This window comes from Arthrobacter sp. StoSoilB19 (genome assembly GCF_019977275.1).
Lineage (GTDB): Bacteria > Actinomycetota > Actinomycetes > Actinomycetales > Micrococcaceae > Arthrobacter.
In genome coordinates this window covers 1,636,674-1,654,241 of sequence record NZ_AP024650.1, presented here as the reverse complement: position 1 = coordinate 1,654,241, position 17,568 = coordinate 1,636,674, and the positions used below count along the sequence as shown (strand labels likewise).

9 protein-coding genes and 3 rRNA genes are annotated in these 17,568 nt (G+C 63.6%); 2 read left to right on the top strand and 10 right to left on the bottom strand.

Annotated elements, in window-relative coordinates; genetic code table 11:
* From LDO86_RS07635 to LDO86_RS07605, 7 genes are all read right to left on the bottom strand, one after another.
* Positions 1 to 1,899 carry a hypothetical protein gene (locus tag LDO86_RS07635; RefSeq protein ID WP_018772001.1) on the bottom strand — a complete coding sequence of 633 codons (1,899 nt, stop codon included), beginning with the start codon at positions 1,897 to 1,899 and terminating at the stop codon, positions 1 to 3.
* Between the two features lie 486 nt (positions 1,900 to 2,385).
* Positions 2,386 to 2,502 (bottom strand): 5S ribosomal RNA (gene rrf / locus LDO86_RS07630).
* 172 nt (positions 2,503 to 2,674) lie between these two features.
* A 23S ribosomal RNA gene (locus LDO86_RS07625) occupies positions 2,675 to 5,804 on the bottom strand.
* A 485-nt stretch (positions 5,805 to 6,289) separates the two neighbouring features.
* A 16S ribosomal RNA gene (locus LDO86_RS07620) occupies positions 6,290 to 7,812 on the bottom strand.
* The 16S, 23S and 5S rRNA genes sit together here, the layout of an rRNA operon.
* Before the next feature lie 496 nt (positions 7,813 to 8,308).
* The gene (gene tyrS / locus LDO86_RS07615) at positions 8,309 to 9,622 is read right to left on the bottom strand and encodes a tyrosine--tRNA ligase (protein WP_018771549.1); all 1,314 of its coding nucleotides are present in this window, start codon (positions 9,620 to 9,622) and stop codon (positions 8,309 to 8,311) included.
* A gap of 34 nt (positions 9,623 to 9,656) precedes the next feature.
* Positions 9,657 to 11,885 carry an AAA family ATPase gene (locus LDO86_RS07610; protein WP_018771550.1) on the bottom strand — a complete coding sequence of 743 codons (2,229 nt, stop codon included), beginning with the start codon at positions 11,883 to 11,885 and terminating at the stop codon, positions 9,657 to 9,659.
* An 81-nt stretch (positions 11,886 to 11,966) separates the two neighbouring features.
* Positions 11,967 to 12,626, bottom strand: a complete 660-nt coding sequence (locus LDO86_RS07605) for a DNA-3-methyladenine glycosylase (RefSeq protein WP_018771551.1) — start codon at positions 12,624 to 12,626, stop codon at positions 11,967 to 11,969.
* Positions 12,627 to 12,754: 128 nt separating this feature from the next.
* On the opposite strand from LDO86_RS07605, the gene LDO86_RS07600 reads away from it, so the two are divergent.
* Positions 12,755 to 14,233: an AlkA N-terminal domain-containing protein gene (locus LDO86_RS07600; RefSeq protein WP_018771552.1), complete on the top strand. Its 1,479-nt coding sequence runs from the start codon at positions 12,755 to 12,757 to the stop codon at positions 14,231 to 14,233.
* Positions 14,230 to 14,739, top strand: a complete 510-nt coding sequence (locus LDO86_RS07595; protein WP_018771553.1) for a methylated-DNA--[protein]-cysteine S-methyltransferase — start codon at positions 14,230 to 14,232, stop codon at positions 14,737 to 14,739. Before LDO86_RS07600 ends, LDO86_RS07595 begins: the two co-directional genes overlap by 4 nt.
* A gap of 6 nt (positions 14,740 to 14,745) precedes the next feature.
* On the opposite strand, the gene LDO86_RS07590 is transcribed toward LDO86_RS07595, so the two are convergent.
* From LDO86_RS07590 to argH, 3 genes are all read right to left on the bottom strand, one after another.
* A complete protein-coding gene (locus LDO86_RS07590; RefSeq protein WP_018771554.1) occupies positions 14,746 to 15,483 on the bottom strand; it encodes a maleylpyruvate isomerase family mycothiol-dependent enzyme in 738 nt (245 codons plus the stop codon).
* 38 nt (positions 15,484 to 15,521) lie between these two features.
* Complete coding sequence (locus tag LDO86_RS07585) at positions 15,522 to 16,070, bottom strand: pyridoxamine 5'-phosphate oxidase family protein (protein WP_018771555.1); 549 nt, start codon at positions 16,068 to 16,070, stop codon at positions 15,522 to 15,524.
* Between the two features lie 70 nt (positions 16,071 to 16,140).
* Positions 16,141 to 17,568 carry an argininosuccinate lyase gene (gene argH / locus LDO86_RS07580; RefSeq protein ID WP_018771556.1) on the bottom strand — a complete coding sequence of 476 codons (1,428 nt, stop codon included), beginning with the start codon at positions 17,566 to 17,568 and terminating at the stop codon, positions 16,141 to 16,143.

The following is a 17,568-nucleotide window of genomic DNA, read 5'->3' as shown; positions in this document are numbered from 1 at the left end:
TCAGTCTTCCCGGCGTTCTTCATCATGCTGGGTGGCACCGCTGTCCTCCGCTTCGGCATCACCGGCAGCTTCGGAATCCAGCTCGTCCCGTTCCACCGAGTCCTGGTCCGATTCGGCGTCGTCGGAGACGAAGTAGTCGGCGTCCTGGTCGTCCAGGTTGCTGTCCTGGGCTGCTTCCGCTTCGGTAGCGCGGGTGCTTTCAGCTTCGGCGTCTGCGTCACCGGCGGTGGGGGTTTCAGCGGGAGCTTCGGCTTCGGCGGCGCCGGAGGCACGCTCCAGCAGCCGGCGTCGCTCAGCCTCTTCCCGTGCCTCTTCTTCCTCGTCCCAGCCGAGGTCGATGATTTCGGGTTCCTGGTCCGCACCCTGGCCCAGCGCGTTTTCTGCCACGACCGCCTGGCGGTTCCACTTTTCCGACTCTTCCTGGCGTCCCACCGCTGCAAGTGCATCGGCGTAGGCACGGAAGAGTCGCGGGCTGTAGGAGAAGGCACGGTTGATGTCCAGCTGCGGAATCTCCAGTTCCGCTACTGCCGCGTCCGGCTGGCCCAGATCGGTCCGTGCACCGGCTGCCACGATTGCCAGTTCCACCTTGCCGGGCGCGTCAAGGTCCCGGGCTTCCTCCGAGCGGGCAACATCGAGGGCACGGTCGGGGCGCCCCAGGCCACGCTCGCAGTCGGCCATCACGGGGAGGTGCACGTTGGAACCACTGATCCGGCGGAAGGTGCGGAACTCGCGGAGTGCCTCACCGTAATGGCCGGCAGCATAGGCCGTCAGGCCAACGGCCTCGCGGACGGCTGCGAGCCGTCCGCCACGACGACTGGCGGCGAGGGCGTGCTGGAAGGCAAGCTCGGGCTCGTCGTCGATAAGGCGGCCGGCCATCACCAGGTGACGGGCAACCCACTCTGCGCTCTTGGGCTCAAGGGTCTTGATCTGGTGGTGCGTGGCTCGGTCCAGTTCCTTGCCCGTGACGTCCTCATCGATCTCGGGTGAGCGTTCCCGGTCAGGGCGGTTGGCGCTGCGAAGGTCTGCGGCGTTGGGCACGCGGACAGGGCGCTCCTCTTGGCGGTCGCGGCCAAAGCCGCGGGGGCCGGAGCCGCCACGACCTGATTCGGCCCGGGAGTCGCCGCGGTCGAAGCTGCGCGGTGCGCGATCCTGCCTGTCACCAAACGGCTTGCGGTTCTCGCCACCGAAGCCGCGGCGGTCGCCTTCGCCTTCGCGGCGCGGACGGTCACCGAAAGGCTTCCGGTCACGGTCACCACCGCCAAAGCTGCGGCGGTCGCCCTCACCGTCACGGCGCGGACGGTCACCAAAGGGCTTACGATCACGGTCGCCGAAAGGCTTCCGGTCACGGTCCCCGAAAGGCTTCCGGTCGCGGTCACCCTCACCGTCGCGGCGGGGACGGTCACCAAACGGCTTACGATCACGGTCCCCGAAAGGCTTACGATCACCGCCACCAGTACCACCGGTGAAACCGCGACGGTCACCCTCGCCGTCGCGGCGGGGACGGTCACCAAACGGCTTACGATCACGGTCGCCGAAAGGCTTCCGGTCGGGGTCACCCTCACCGTCACGGCGCGGACGGTCACCAAACGGCTTACGATCACGGTCACCAAACGGCTTCCGGTCACGATCACCGAAAGGCTTCCGCTCACCGCCACCAGTACCACCGGTGAAACCGCGACGGTCACCCTCGCCGTCGCGGCGGGGACGGTCACCAAACGGCTTACGATCACGATCACCGAAAGGCTTCCGCTCACCGCCGGCCCCGGAACCGCCGCGGGAGGGGCTGTTGCCGTCGCGGTCGGAGCGGGACCGGAATCCGCGGGGATCCCCGCCGGAGTTGTTGTTGCCGCGGAACGCGCCGCGGTCGTTGCCGCGGTTGCCCCCGTTGTGCTCGGCCATATGGATTCCTCCTGTTGTGAGCCGACCACTGGCGCAACTGCAGCCGCTCGTTTCGTTTCCTACGCAACCCGAAATCAAGCGCTTCGAAGTCCGTACATCTTCATCAATTCTAGTGGAGCCGCAAAATCCCAAGGGACAGCGGGCCCCTTGGGAGCGGTATCGTGGCCATCTTCACAGGCGACGCCCCAGCACATCCTGCCCGTTTCCGCGGGATGCGCCATCACATCCTGCCCGTTCGCCGGCCACGCCTCATCACTTCGTGAGAGTCTTCTGTCGTGGCGCGGGACCTGGTGACGCGTCACCGGTGAGGGGACGAAAGCTGATGGCGCGTCTCCGGTGAGGGGACGAAAGCTGATGGCGCGTCACCCACAAACCGCACAGGACCTGATGGCGCGTCACGGGGCCTAGGTGCGGGATCGCGTTGTGGTGTTGGTGGGTTAAATGTGGGAGGCCCCAACCTGGTGGTTGGGGCCTCGACCAATGTGTGTCCGGCGGTGACCTACTCTCCCACACCCTCCCGGGTGCAGTACCATCGGCGCTGTGGGTCTTAGCTTCCGGGTTCGGAATGGGACCGGGCGTTTCCCCCACGCTATGACCGCCGTAACCCTTGTACCCGCCCGCCCGGTGTTTTGTTCGGGGGTGGGAAGTTTGGTGGTTACAACATTGTGGTGTTGTTATTCAGTTGTGGTGGTTCCGTGCCGTGACAACCCCGCGTGTTGGGGGTTGTTGGTTGGGAACCACATAGTGGACGCAAGCAGAGTTTGTATGTATCTGTGTGGTGTAAGTTGTTGGCCTATTAGTACCGGTCAGCTTCACGAGTCGTTAGTCCTCGCTTCCACATCCGGCCTATCAACCCAGTGGTCTGGCTGGGGGCCTCTCACACCCGAGGGTGTATGGAAATCTCATCTCGAAGCGAGCTTCCCGCTTAGATGCTTTCAGCGGTTATCCCATCCGAACGTAGCTAATCAGCGGTGCACTTGGCAGTACAACTGACACACCAGAGGTTCGTCCGTCCCGGTCCTCTCGTACTAAGGACAGCCCTTCTCAAATTTCCTGCGCGCGCAGCGGATAGGGACCGAACTGTCTCACGACGTTCTAAACCCAGCTCGCGTACCGCTTTAATGGGCGAACAGCCCAACCCTTGGGACCTACTCCAGCCCCAGGATGCGACGAGCCGACATCGAGGTGCCAAACCATGCCGTCGATATGGACTCTTGGGCAAGATCAGCCTGTTATCCCCGAGGTACCTTTTATCCGTTGAGCGACGGCCATTCCACAATGTACCGCCGGATCACTAGTCCCGACTTTCGTCCCTGCTCGAGATGTCTCTCTCACAGTCAAGCTCCCTTGTGCACTTACACTCGACACCTGATTGCCAACCAGGCTGAGGGAACCTTTGGGCGCCTCCGTTACTTTTTAGGAGGCAACCGCCCCAGTTAAACTACCCATCAGGCACTGTCCCTGACCCGGATTACGGGCCGAAGTTAGATGTCCAAAGTGACCAGAGTGGTATTTCAACGATGACTCCACCCGAACTGGCGTCCGGGCTTCAACGTCTCCCACCTATCCTACACAAGCCACTCCGAACACCAATACCAAACTATAGTAAAGGTCTCGGGGTCTTTCCGTCCTGCTGCGCGTAACGAGCATCTTTACTCGTACTGCAATTTCGCCGAGTTTATGGTTGAGACAGCGGGGAAGTCGTTACTCCATTCGTGCAGGTCGGAACTTACCCGACAAGGAATTTCGCTACCTTAGGATGGTTATAGTTACCACCGCCGTTTACTGGGGCTTAAATTCTCAGCTTCGCCTTGCGGCTAACCGGTCCTCTTAACCTTCCAGCACCGGGCAGGAGTCAGTCCGTATACATCGTCTTGCGACTTCGCACGGACCTGTGTTTTTAGTAAACAGTCGCTTCCCCCTGGTCTCTGCGGCCCCGATCCCCTCCACACCGCAAAGGGTGTATCAAGGTTGGGGCCCCCCTTCTCCCGAAGTTACGGGGGCATTTTGCCGAGTTCCTTAACCATAATTCTCTCGATCGCCTTGGTATTCTCTACCTGATCACCTGTGTCGGTTTGGGGTACGGGCGGCTAAAACCTCGCGTCGATGCTTTTCTCGGCAGCATAGGATCACCAAATCCCCCCAAACGGGGGTCCCATCAGATCTCAGGCACCATGAGTGGCGGATTTGCCTACCACTCGCCCTACATCCTTAGACCGGGACAACCATCGCCCGGCTCGGCTACCTTCCTGCGTCACACCTGTTAATACGCTTGCCTCCCGGGATCAGGTCCTGCGCTCCACCAAAACCCTCACACCACAAGGGCGCTCGGGCAGGCTTCGGGCAGTTAGTATCCCCCGCTCAGCATGGGCGGTTTTTCGCCGGTACGGGAATATCAACCCGTTGTCCATCGACTACGCCTGTCGGCCTCGCCTTAGGTCCCGACTTACCCAGGGCAGATTAGCTTGACCCTGGAACCCTTGATCATTCGGCGGACGGGTTTCTCACCCGTCTTTCGCTACTCATGCCTGCATTCTCACTCGTGTAGGCTCCACCGCTGGTTTACACCGCGACTTCACCGCCCACACGACGCTCCCCTACCCATCCACACGCCTGAACCACAAGGGCTTAGCTAAAATGTGAATGCCACAACTTCGGCGGTGTACTTGAGCCCCGCTACATTGTCGGCGCGGAATCACTTGACCAGTGAGCTATTACGCACTCTTTTAAGGGTGGCTGCTTCTAAGCCAACCTCCTGGTTGTCTGGGCAACTCCACATCCTTTCCCACTTAGCACACGCTTAGGGGCCTTAGTTGGTGGTCTGGGCTGTTTCCCTCTCGACTATGAAGCTTATCCCCCACAGTCTCACTGCTGCGCTCTCACTTACCGGCATTCGGAGTTTGGCTGACGTCAGTAACCTTGTAGGGCCCATTAGCCATCCAGTAGCTCTACCTCCAGCAAGAAACACGCAACGCTGCACCTAAATGCATTTCGGGGAGAACCAGCTATCACGAAGTTTGATTGGCCTTTCACCCCTACCCACAGCTCATCCCCTCCATTTTCAACTGAAGTGGGTTCGGTCCTCCACGACGTCTTACCGTCGCTTCAACCTGGCCATGGGTAGATCACTTCGCTTCGGGTCTAGATCACGCCACTCACACGCCCTATTCAGACTCGCTTTCGCTACGGCTGCCCCACACGGGTTAACCTCGCGACGTAACACTAACTCGCAGGCTCATTCTTCAAAAGGCACGCCGTCACCAGAATCAGACTGGCTCCGACGGATTGTAAGCACACGGTTTCAGGTACTGTTTCACTCCCCTCCCGGGGTACTTTTCACCTTTCCCTCACGGTACTGGTCCGCTATCGGTCATTAGGGAGTATTTAGGCTTATCAGGTGGTCCTGACAGATTCGCACGGGATTTCTCGGGCCCCGTACTACTTGGGATACTCTCACAGGCGGTACAAACACATTACGGTTACGGGACTAACACCCTCTCTGGCCGGCCTTTCAAAACCGTTCACCTATGCGCGCACATCACACCCCACCAGCCCGGCAGAACTGGTATGGAAAGTCCCACAACCCCGACCATGCAACGCCCGCCGGCTATCACACATGGAACGGTTTAGCCTGATCCGCGTTCGCTCGCCACTACTAACGGAATCACTATTGTTTTCTCTTCCTGCGGGTACTGAGATGTTTCACTTCCCCGCGTTCCCCCCACGCACCCTATGTGTTCAGGTACGGGTCACCGAGTCACTCGCGCGCTCGGCGGGGTTTCCCCATTCGGACACCCTGGGATCACAGTCCGGTTATCGACTCCCCCAGGCTTATCGCAGATTCCTACGTCCTTCTTCGGCTCCTAATGCCAAGGCATCCACCGTGTGCTCTTAAAAACTTGACCACAAAGATCAAAAACATTTCTCGAGAGAACCACAGAAACCAACCACACCCCAACACCCAAAGGGCATCAACAGCGCAGCCAGATCCAGGTTCATTAATCTTGGAAATTGCTTCTTATACAAGATGCTCGCGTCCACTATGTAGTTCTCAAACAACAACCCCACACCACACACCCCACACACCCAAACAGGCGCACGGAACGTCACGGCAGGGAAACCAGAAACAAACAAACCCAGGGGAAAACCCCCGGCCCTGTTGCCTCAGGACCCAACAGTGTGCCAAACACTAAACCACGCATCCCCCCGCCACCGTTCCAGAACCATCACTGGCTCGTACTAGACAAGACAAAAAACACGCAGCCGCTATTTGTTGATATTCCACCCATGAGCACCCGCCACGGAACAATCGTCCATGCTGCGGGCTTGCTTCCTGACAACCCCCCACACCGGCATTCACCAGCACAGAGGAGTTGGAGGTGCTCCTTAGAAAGGAGGTGATCCAGCCGCACCTTCCGGTACGGCTACCTTGTTACGACTTAGTCCCAATCGCCAGTCCCACCTTCGACAGCTCCCTCCCACAAGGGGTTAGGCCACCGGCTTCGGGTGTTACCAACTTTCGTGACTTGACGGGCGGTGTGTACAAGGCCCGGGAACGTATTCACCGCAGCGTTGCTGATCTGCGATTACTAGCGACTCCGACTTCATGGGGTCGAGTTGCAGACCCCAATCCGAACTGAGACCGGCTTTTTGGGATTAGCTCCACCTCACAGTATCGCAACCCTTTGTACCGGCCATTGTAGCATGCGTGAAGCCCAAGACATAAGGGGCATGATGATTTGACGTCGTCCCCACCTTCCTCCGAGTTGACCCCGGCAGTCTCCTATGAGTCCCCACCATCACGTGCTGGCAACATAGAACGAGGGTTGCGCTCGTTGCGGGACTTAACCCAACATCTCACGACACGAGCTGACGACAACCATGCACCACCTGTAAACCAGCCCCAAAGGGGAAACCACATTTCTGCAGCGGTCCGGTTCATGTCAAGCCTTGGTAAGGTTCTTCGCGTTGCATCGAATTAATCCGCATGCTCCGCCGCTTGTGCGGGCCCCCGTCAATTCCTTTGAGTTTTAGCCTTGCGGCCGTACTCCCCAGGCGGGGCACTTAATGCGTTAGCTACGGCGCGGAAAACGTGGAATGTCCCCCACACCTAGTGCCCAACGTTTACGGCATGGACTACCAGGGTATCTAATCCTGTTCGCTCCCCATGCTTTCGCTCCTCAGCGTCAGTTAATGCCCAGAGACCTGCCTTCGCCATCGGTGTTCCTCCTGATATCTGCGCATTTCACCGCTACACCAGGAATTCCAGTCTCCCCTACATCACTCTAGTCTGCCCGTACCCACCGCAGATCCGGAGTTGAGCCCCGGACTTTCACGGCAGACGCGACAAACCGCCTACGAGCTCTTTACGCCCAATAATTCCGGATAACGCTTGCGCCCTACGTATTACCGCGGCTGCTGGCACGTAGTTAGCCGGCGCTTCTTCTGCAGGTACCGTCACTTACGCTTCTTCCCTACTGAAAGAGGTTTACAACCCGAAGGCCGTCATCCCTCACGCGGCGTCGCTGCATCAGGCTTTCGCCCATTGTGCAATATTCCCCACTGCTGCCTCCCGTAGGAGTCTGGGCCGTGTCTCAGTCCCAGTGTGGCCGGTCACCCTCTCAGGCCGGCTACCCGTCGTCGCCTTGGTAGGCCATTACCCCACCAACAAGCTGATAGGCCGCGAGTCCATCCAAAACCACAAAAGCTTTCCACCAACCACCATGCGATGGAAGGTCATATCCGGTATTAGACCCAGTTTCCCAGGCTTATCCCAGAGTCAAGGGCAGGTTACTCACGTGTTACTCACCCGTTCGCCACTAATCCACCAGCAAGCTGGCATCATCGTTCGACTTGCATGTGTTAAGCACGCCGCCAGCGTTCATCCTGAGCCAGGATCAAACTCTCCGTTGAAGTAAAACAAAAACAGACACAACCACAACCACCGGAAATAACGGCAGAAACAGCTGCACAAAATTTGAAACCAGCTAAAAACACCATGCACACCACGGGGTGGCGGCACAGCACAATCAACCAATTACATACATAATCGGTATCAACAAACTTGGCACACTATTGAGTTCTCAAACAACAGACACATTCGAATATTCCCGGAAACAATTCAAAAGAATTTCTTTTCCGTATTTCTTCGCTGCGATGTTTCCATCTTATTTCATTCATATTCACTTTCGCAAATCCGGATTTTCTTCCGGAATTCACTCGGTGGAATGAATCCGCCCAGCACAACGGGAAGCAATTTCTCCAATCCCACGCGGTGCGCGGCAAGAATTGCTTCTCATAAGTTGGGGGTTTGTCACCACTCAGCGGCGGCGACTCAGAAAACAATACACGCCCCCCAGCGGCCGTGCAAATCGGCCGCCGAAGGGCGTGCATACGGACCGTGAAGGTGCTAGGGAACCAGCACCTCAACAGTGGCCAGGTTCTTCTTGCCCCGGCGAAGGAGCAGGTACTGGCCGTGCAACAGTTCAGACTCGGAGATCACGGCCTCCGGATCGGACACCTTCTCGTTGTTCACGTAGGCACCTCCTTCACCAACGGTGCGCCGGGCGGCGGACTTGCTTTCCGATAGACCGGACGCCACCAGCAGGTCGACGATCCCCATCCCGTCCACCTGCACCGTGGCCGAAGGAAGTTCGGAGGTAGCCGCCTGGAGCGTTGCCTTGTCCAGTGCGGCCAGGTCGCCGTTGCCGAAAAGCGCCGCTGAAGCGGCGATGACTTTTTCGGTGGCGTCCACGCCGTGCACCAGTGAGGTCACTTCGAAGGCCAGCTTCCGCTGTCCTTCCCTGGCAAAGGGACGCTCGGCCACGGAAACCGCGATCTCTTCGATCTCGGCCCGGGTGAGGAACGTGAACACCTTGAGCCGGTCCACAACGTCGGCGTCGGCGGTGTTGAGCCAGAACTGGTAGAAGGCGTACGGGCTGCACATGCCCGCGTCCAGCCAGATGGCGTTGCCCTCGCTCTTGCCGAACTTGGTTCCGTCGGAGTTGGTGATGAGGGGGGTTCCCAGGGCGTGGACGCTCTTGCCCTCCACCTTGCGGATCAGGTCGGTACCGCTGGTGAGGTTGCCCCACTGGTCCGAACCACCGGTCTGCAGCACACAGCCGTAGTCGCGGTAGAGCTGCAGGTAGTCCATGCCCTGCAGGATCTGGTAGCTGAACTCGGTGTAGCTGATGCCCTCGTCGGAGTTCAGGCGGGATGCCACGGCGTCCTTGCGCAGCATCGTTCCAACCCTGAAGTGCTTGCCCACTTCACGCAGGAAGTCGATGGCGCTCAAGGGCGCCGTCCAGTCCAGGTTGTTTACGATCCTGGCAGCGTTGTCACCCTCGAAGCTGAGGAAGCGGCTGACCTGGGCCTGCAGGTAGCCCACCCACTCCGCCACCGTGTCCTTGGTGTTCAGGGTTCGTTCAGCGGTGGGGCGGGGATCGCCGATCATACCCGTGGAGCCGCCAACGAGTCCCAGTGGCTTGTGCCCGGCCAGCTGCAGCCGCCGCATGACCAGGAGCTGGACGAGGTTTCCCAGGTGCAGGCTCGGGGCGGTGGGGTCGAAGCCGCAATAGTATGTGACCGGCCCGTCGGCGAGGAGCTTCTCAAGCTCTGCTTCGTCGGTGGACACATGGACCAGCCCACGCCACTTCAGTTCCTGCCAAATGTTGGCGAAAGTGGGATCGTTGCGCTGCGGTTCGAGGTTGTTCAGTTCTGGCACGCTTCCTAAGTTAGCAGTAACGCCCGGCGCCGGGTCAGCCGGCAATCCCGGCAGGCACGGGTTGCGAGGCAATCAGCCGCAGGCGCTGTGTTGCACGTGTCATGGCTACGTACAGGTCCCCCACCTTGCCGTGCTCATGGTTAAGCATGACGGATGGTTCCAGGACCACCACGCCGTCGAACTCCAGGCCCTTGGCCTCGCGCGGGCTGATCACCACGATGTCCTGCTCGTAGCTGCCGGCGCCGGTGCCGATCCGTCGCCCATACACGGCTCGCAGTGCTGCTGTGGCCTGGGGCAGGAGGTCACCATCGGCGATCACGGCGAGCAGGCCGCCGTCGAGCGCGTCAAGTTCTTCCGGGAGGACCTCCACGAGCCGGCCGACCACCGCGCCGTTCCCTACTTCGTCGATGATGGGCGCCCAGCGCCCCTCACGAACGGCCTTCGGCGCGGAAACCACCAGGCCAGCCGCGTTGGCCATCCTGACGGCGGCTTCGGCGATCTGCGAGGGGGTGCGGTAGTTGACGGTCAGCTCCTCCAGCTGCCAGCGGTCACCGAACAGCGGAGCAAGCGCCCCCTGCCACGAGTTGGCTCCGGCCACAGAGCTGGTCTGCGCGATGTCGCCCACGATGGTGAAGGACTTCAGCGGGCAGCGCCGGACCAGGAGCCGCCACTGCATGGGTGAGAGTTCCTGCGCCTCATCCACCACGATGTGCCCGAAGGCCCAGGTGCGGTCGCTCGTTGCGCGTTCGGCAGCGGTTTGCCGCCCTTCCTGTTCCTGGTTCTGCTCGGCCAGTTCCTCCGCGGACATCAGGGGGTCCACGCCCGCGGCCTGCATGTTGACCAGGGTCTGCTTGGCGTTGGCAAGGTCGCGGGCACGGTCATGCTCCTGCTGGGCCAGTCCGCGCCCGGCGGCCGGGTCCAGCTCGCCGAGCAGTTCGGCGGCCTCGTCCAGCAGCGGCACGTCCGATTCCGTCCACGGGGCATCCGCGGGACGCTGCAGCAGCGCCCGCTGGGCCGGGGTCAGGTTGGGGGTGCAGAATTCCAGCACCTCCGGCTTGCTGAACAGATCCGAGATCAGCTTCTCCGGCGTCATGGGCATCCAGCACAGGTTCAGCGCAATCCGCACATCGCGGGCCGTCCGGACATCTTCGGCAAGGTACGAGCGGTCCGCGTTGTTGCCGAGGTTGCCGGCTTCGACGAGCTCGGTCATCTGTTCGGTCAGCTCGCGCAGCAGGATCTTCACGAACGTCACGCGTGCCTCGTTGTACGGCTTTCCGGTGGCGCGGGCACGTTCCCTTGCACGCCGGACCTGCCGGGGTGTGAGGGTGAGCTTGCGGCCGTCCACTTCAAGGATCCGGTTCTGCGCGGGGACGCGCATGCGGTTGGACACGGCGTTGGCCACGATCGCGGCCATGTCCAGGCGGCCCTTCAGGGCTGCCACGTCCGCATCTGTTTCGGGAACGGCATTGATGCCGGGCATCAGGCGGCCCACGCTGGCCATGACGACACCGGTTTCCCCGAGCGAGGGCAGCACCCGTTCGATGTACTTCATGAACGACGACGACGGCCCCACCAGGAGCACGCCGGCACTTTTGAGGCGGTCACGGTGGGTGTACAGCAGGTAGGCGGCCCGGTGCAGGGCCACGGCGGTTTTGCCGGTGCCCGGCCCGCCCTGGACCACGACGGCGCCGGAAATGGAGGACCGGATGATGCGGTCCTGTTCCGACTGGATGGTGCTGACGATGTCCGACATGCGGCCGGTCCGCTTGGAGTTCAGGGCCGCGAGCAGGGCCCCTTCGCCCTGCAGCGATTCGTCGTCGGTAAGCATCCCCGCATCCAGGACGTCATCCTCGATCGCCTTGACGTCCCGCCCCTGCAGGATCAGGTGCCGGCGGCGGCGGACGCCCTGCCGGTCGAAGGCCGTGGCCTGGTAGAAGTGCCCGGCCTCGGGCGCACGCCAGTCCACCATCAGCCGCTGCAGGTCCTCGGTGGTAAGCCCGATGCGGCCAATGTACTGGGCTTCACCGGAGTCCAGGTCCAGGCGGCCGAACACCAGCCGGTCATCGACGGCGTCCAGCTGGGCCAGGCGGTCCTCATACAGTGCAGCGAACGCATCACGTTCCGAAACGTTCTGCATGGTGCCCACGGCTCCGGCGCGCCGGACCTGCGCCAGCTGGCGGCGCTTTTCCTCCCGGAGTTCCTCCAGCCGGGCATACAGGCCGGCTACATACTCCCGTTCGTGGGCCAATTCGGCGTCGTGCATTAACGTTCCCCTATCGCGAAAGACAGACCGTCCATTCTACAACCATTTCCATTAACGCTTGTGAAACGTTGCAGCCGGCAGTCAACGTGCCGGCTGCTTCCGGATCCGGGGCTTGGCAGCCTTGTATTTGGAGACGGTGGGGTCGCCGGTGAGCCAGAATCGCCAGGCGTATTCCGCCGATCCCCCGGCGCCGGCCACGCCCACCCGCGGGCCAGTACTTACCGGACCGCCGGTGCAGGAGGGAAGCTCCAGGCCGAAAGGTGGAGCCAGCGCGTCCCGGCCACTGTCCGCCGTCGTCAATCCAAGCGCTTTGGCCAGGCGGGCCGGACCGCTGGCCAGGTCGGCGGGCGTTCTCGACGTCGGACGGCGCCGTTGCGCCAGTTCAAGTCCGTCCACCACCTCCCCTGCCCGCAGCAGCAGGGCGGACGCAACGCCTGCCGGGCCGCAGACAATGTTGGTGCAGTGGTGCATGCCGTAGGTGAAGTAGACGTAGAGGTGCCCGGCGGGGCCGAACATTGGCGCATTGCGGGGTGTCGGGCCCCGGTAGGTATGCGAGCCCGGGTCCGGATGGAGCGAATCCTCGGGCCCAAGGTAGGCCTCCACCTCGGTGAGCCGGATGGACACCGCGCCGTCCCGGGACTGGTGCGTCAGTACGGCGCCAAGCAGCTGCGGGGCGAGCTCGCGGGCATCTCCGGACAGGAAACTCCGGAGCGTCCCGGCGTCCGGAGCACTTTCGTTCATTGCTCGACTTTACCCGGATGCAGCCCGTTTCATCCGCCCGGCAGCCGCCCCGGCGCCGGATTCCCGCCCTCCACGGCCATGTCCGATTTCCGCTAGTACCGGCCGGGGTGGGCTGGCAGGATGGAGGAATGGACTTCTGGCAGCGCTACCGGGCAATCGATGCCCGCGACCCCCGGTTCGACGGCCAGTTCTATACCGCCGTCCGCACAACCGGGATCTACTGCCGCCCCTCCTGCCCGGCCCGCACCCCCAAGGCGTCCAACGTGACGTTTTACGAGACGTCCGCCGCGGCACACGAGGCGGGATACCGGGCCTGCAAGCGCTGCCTGCCGGAGGCGGTGCCGGGAACCCCTGCCTGGAACGTGCGGCAGGACGTTGCGGGCCGGGCCATGCGGCTGATCAACGACGGCGTGATCAACCGGGACGGGGTGGCAGGCCTCGCGTCCCGCCTGGGGTATTCGCCGCGCCAGCTTAACCGGATCCTGGGGCAGGAACTGGGTGCCGGTCCCCTGTCGCTGGCCCGCGCTGCGAGGGCGCAGACCGCACGTACCCTGCTGGTGTCCACCTCCATGAAGCTGGCCGACATCGCCTTCGCGGCCGGCTTCAGCAGCGTGCGGCAGTTCAACGAGACCATCGCCGAGGTGTTCGACATGACCCCCACCGCACTTCGCAGGACGGTCCGGCACCCGGCCCCTGGTGGCGGCACGACGGCGCTGACCCTTGGCCTGCCCTACCGTCCGCCGTTCGATCCAAGCATCTTCTCCTTCCTTGCGGTCCGTGCCATCCCCGGCATCGAGGAGGGCACGGCCACCTCCTACGCACGGACCCTGCGGCTCCCCCATGGCGATGCGCGCTTCCAGGTGGCGTACGACGGCGGCACGCGGGCACGGCAGCTCACCCTCACCGTGGGTGCGGTGGACCTGCGGGACCTTCCGGCACTGCTGAGCCGCGTGCGGAGGCTGTTCGACCTGGACGCAGACCCCGAAGCGATCGACGGTTCCCTCACGGCCGACCCCAGGCTTGCCGCCTCCGTTGCCGGCGCTCCCGGAATGAGGATGCCGGGGGCGCTGGACCCGCAGGAACTGCTGGTGCGGGCCATGGTGGGCCAGCAGATCACGGTGGCGGCGGCCCGGACCGCACTGACCCAACTGTCCGCCGCCGGCAGTCCCAGCAGCACGGCCGGCGACGGCCTGGACAGGCTCTTCCCGACGCCGGCCCAAATAGCCGCGGCGGGCCACCTGCTGCGCGGGCCCAGGAGACGGACCGAATCGCTCCTCCAGGCGGCCTCGGCCATGGCCGCCGGAGAACTGGAGTTCGGCTATGGGGACGACCTAACCGGCCTGGGCGCCAAACTGCTGCCCTTGCCGGGGGTGGGACCATGGACCGTGGGGTACGTGGCCATGCGGGTCCTGGGCGCCCCGGACGTCTTCCTCGCCAACGACGCCGCCGTTCGGAACGGAATCCGCGCCATCGATAATGGTGACAGCGCCCTGAGCCCGGACTTCCGGGAGACCAGCCCGTGGCGCTCCTACGCCACCATGCACCTGTGGCGCGCCGCAGCACGGCCCGCACCGACAACAACCGTTCCCGCGAAAGGGATGCCATGAAAGCGCAACTGATGCAGCTGTCCACGCCTGACGGGCCCTTCACCATCCTTGCCCGGGACGGTGTGGTCCTCGCTTCGGGCTGGACGGCAGGCCTTGCAGAACTCACCGGACAGGTCCATCCCACGCTGCGGCCCGACGCCGTGGAAGAGGTGGCAAGCCTTGGCGGGATCTCGTCCGCCGTTGAAGCCTTCTACGACGGCGACCCCGCTCCCGCCATGTCAGTCCGGGTCCTGCAGCAGTCGGGCCCGTTCCGCGCCCACGCCTGGGACGTGCTGCGCCAGGTCAAACCCGGCTCACCCGTTACATACACCGAGTATGCGGCCCTCGCGGGCAACCCGCGTGCGGTCAGGGCGGCGGCCAGCGCCTGTGCCTTCAACGCAGCGGCGTTGTTCGTTCCCTGCCACCGGGTGATCCGGACCGATGGCTCGCTGGGCGGCTTCCGCTGGGGCCTGCCCATCAAGGAAAGCCTGCTGGCCCGCGAGGCTGGCCAGGACTGCTTCAGTTGAGGACGACTACTTTGGGTCGGGCATCGCCGAAGGCCAGGGCAGCAGGGCGGGAAGGTCGGTGCCGTCCCCGGCGGCGGTGGCCCGCAGGCTGTCCAGCGACGGCTTGCGCCCAGCGAGCCAGGCGGCGATATCCGTGACCATGCCGCTGACGACGACGGTGCTGCCGCCGGCGCCAAGGGCCAGCGGCGGAAGTGCCACCGGCTGCAGGACAAGCCGGGTACCGGCCGGGACGCGGGCGGCCAGGAAGTCGAAGAGGTGGGAGCAGAATTCCCTGTTCCAGGTTTCGGGTCCCGTGCCGGCATCCAGGTCCGCGGTGTGGATGACGAGCTCGCGCCATAGCGCCAGCCCCGCATCGAAGATGACGCCGTCGCGGAACGCGATGGGCGTCTGCCACTCATCCCCGTCCAGTGCGTCAAAAGCCGCCAGCGCGCGGCGCAGCGCAGCATCGACGTCCTCCCTGTGCTGCCCAAGGCTGTGCCCCGCGGCCAGATCGATGGCGCGGTTGCGGCCTTCCACGCCGCCGTCGTAAAGCTCCACCGTTTCACCGCGGCGGCCGTACTCCACCTGACGGGCCAGGGCGTCGCAGATTCCGGCGAGGTGGGCCAAAAGGTGCCCGCGGCTCCAGCCGGGAAGCGTGGACGGAGCACGTTCGCCGCCGTCGGGAATCCGGTCCAGCCCGGCAGCCAGCGCGGCGCCGGCCGTGTGCAGTTCGGCCAGGAGGCCGGCAGGAGAAGGAGAGGTCATGCGGCCAGCCTAGCCGAGCACCCAGGCGCGCCAGCTACTTATTCCAGCGGCGATCCGTCCGGCCCGACACGGTGCCGGACATGGTTGCCGTCGTTGCTGGCCTGCCAGAACTCGATCTCGACGGGCTGGAGGGCGTAGAGCTGCCACTGGGGATTGTCGCTTCCGTCGGCCCGGGGCCGCTCGTGCCAGTCCACCGCGGAAGCCTCGGCAGAAAGCTCGGCCACAGCGCCGGCCACCCGGACCTGGCGGCCCAGGCCCGGCCAGTAGAAGTTCATGGCGGCACGTGGTTCAGCGGCCAGCTCCCGGCCCTTGCGGGAGGTGCGTGACGTGGCGAAGTGCCAGCCGTCGTCGTCAATGTTCTTCAGGATCAGCATCCGCGAGGACGGCTGCTGCCCACCGCCGGATGCCGCGCCCACCGTGGCCAGGCTGAACGCGTGCGGCTGCTGCTCCCCCGCGTCCAGCGCCTCATCCAGCCACTGCTTGAACAGCAGCGCCGGGTCCTGCGGGGCGTTGTCCGGGTCGAAACCGGGCAGGCCGGAGGGAAAATCGGGAAGGGTGCGAAGGAACTTGCGGAAGGTTTCGCTCATGGCTCCACCCTAGCCACAATCAGCAAGGGGCCCCGCGGAAAAACCACGGCGCCCCTTGCAGATCCGGTATTTAGCCGGCGTACTCCCGGACGTCGGCGAGCTCGGCTTCCAGTGCGGCGAGCTGGCGTTCGACGGCGGCCGGCGCCGTTCCGCCCTGGGAGTTGCGGCTGTTCAGGGAGCCTTCCGTGGACAGGACCGTGCGGACCTCGGGGGTGAGATGCTCCGAGATGGCAGCGTACTCCCCGTCCGTAAGGTCCCACAGTTCCACACCACGGGATTCCGCCTGCTTGACCGCCGCGCCGGAGAGTTCGTGCGCCTCGCGGAACGGCACGCCCTGGCGGACCAGCCATTCGGCGATGTCCGTGGCCAGCGCGAAGCCCTGCGGGGCCAGCGACTCCATCCGTTCAGTGTTGAACTTGAGGGTGGCGATCATGCCGGAGACGGCCGGAAGCAGCAGCTCCAGGGTGTCGGCGGCGTCGAATACCGGTTCCTTGTCCTCCTGCAGGTCGCGGTTGTACGCAAGCGGCAGGCCCTTGAGCGTGGCCAGCAGCCCGGTGAGGTTGCCGATCAGGCGCCCTGCCTTGCCGCGGGCCAGCTCTGCCACATCCGGGTTCTTCTTCTGCGGCATGATCGAGGACCCCGTGGAGTACGAATCATGCAGCGTGACGAAGGAGAACTCCTTGGTGGCCCAGAAGATGACTTCCTCTGAGATCCGGGAGAGGTCCACGCCGATCATCGAGCAGACCCAGGCGAACTCGGCGAAGACGTCGCGGGACGCGGTGCCGTCGATCGAGTTATGAGTGGCGGAGTAGAAGCCCAGCTCAGCGGCCACTGCTTCCGGGTCGAGCCCCAGCGAGGAGCCGGCCAGGGCACCCGAACCGTACGGCGAGACGCCGGCCCGCTTGTCCCAGTCCTGCAGCCGCTGCACGTCGCGCAGCAGCGCCCAGGCGTGGGCCAGCAGGTGGTGGCTGAGCAGGACCGGCTGGGCGTGCTGCAGGTGGGTGCGGCCCGGCATGGCAACACCGTGGTGTGCCTTTGCCTGCTCCACCAGGGCATCCACCGTGGCAAGGACGCCGCGCGCGATGATCCTTGCGTGGTCGCGCAGGAACATCCGGCCCAGGGTGGCCACCTGGTCGTTGCGGGACCGGCCGGCGCGGAGCTTGCCGCCCAGTTGGGTTCCGGCCCGCTCGATCAGTCCGCGTTCCAGGGAGCCATGCACGTCCTCGTCGGATTCCGCCGGCAGGTACGCCCCGGACGCCACGTCCTCGTCCAGCTGCGTGAGGGCGGCCAGCATGCCTTCGAGCTCGGCATCGTCCAGCAGTCCTGCTTTGTGCAGGACGCGGGCGTGCGCCTTGGAGCCGGCGATGTCGTAGCGGGCCAGCCGCCAGTCGAAGTGCGTGGACTTGCTTAGCGCCGCGAGGGCGTCCGCGGGGCCACCGGCGAACCGGCCGCCCCACAGCGCGCCTGTGTTGGTGGCTTCCAGTTTTTGCCCAGCCAC

Coding starts and splice junctions, on each gene's coding strand:
- LDO86_RS07635 (WP_018772001.1), bottom strand. CDS start 1,899: ATGGCCGAGCACAACGGGGGCAACCGCGGCAACGACCGCGGCGCGTTC.
- LDO86_RS07610 (WP_018771550.1), bottom strand. CDS start 11,885: ATGCACGACGCCGAATTGGCCCACGAACGGGAGTATGTAGCCGGCCTG.
- LDO86_RS07605 (WP_018771551.1), bottom strand. CDS start 12,626: ATGAACGAAAGTGCTCCGGACGCCGGGACGCTCCGGAGTTTCCTGTCC.
- LDO86_RS07600 (WP_018771552.1), top strand. CDS start 12,755: ATGGACTTCTGGCAGCGCTACCGGGCAATCGATGCCCGCGACCCCCGG.
- LDO86_RS07595 (WP_018771553.1), top strand. CDS start 14,230: ATGAAAGCGCAACTGATGCAGCTGTCCACGCCTGACGGGCCCTTCACC.
- LDO86_RS07590 (WP_018771554.1), bottom strand. CDS start 15,483: ATGACCTCTCCTTCTCCTGCCGGCCTCCTGGCCGAACTGCACACGGCC.
- LDO86_RS07585 (WP_018771555.1), bottom strand. CDS start 16,070: ATGAGCGAAACCTTCCGCAAGTTCCTTCGCACCCTTCCCGATTTTCCC.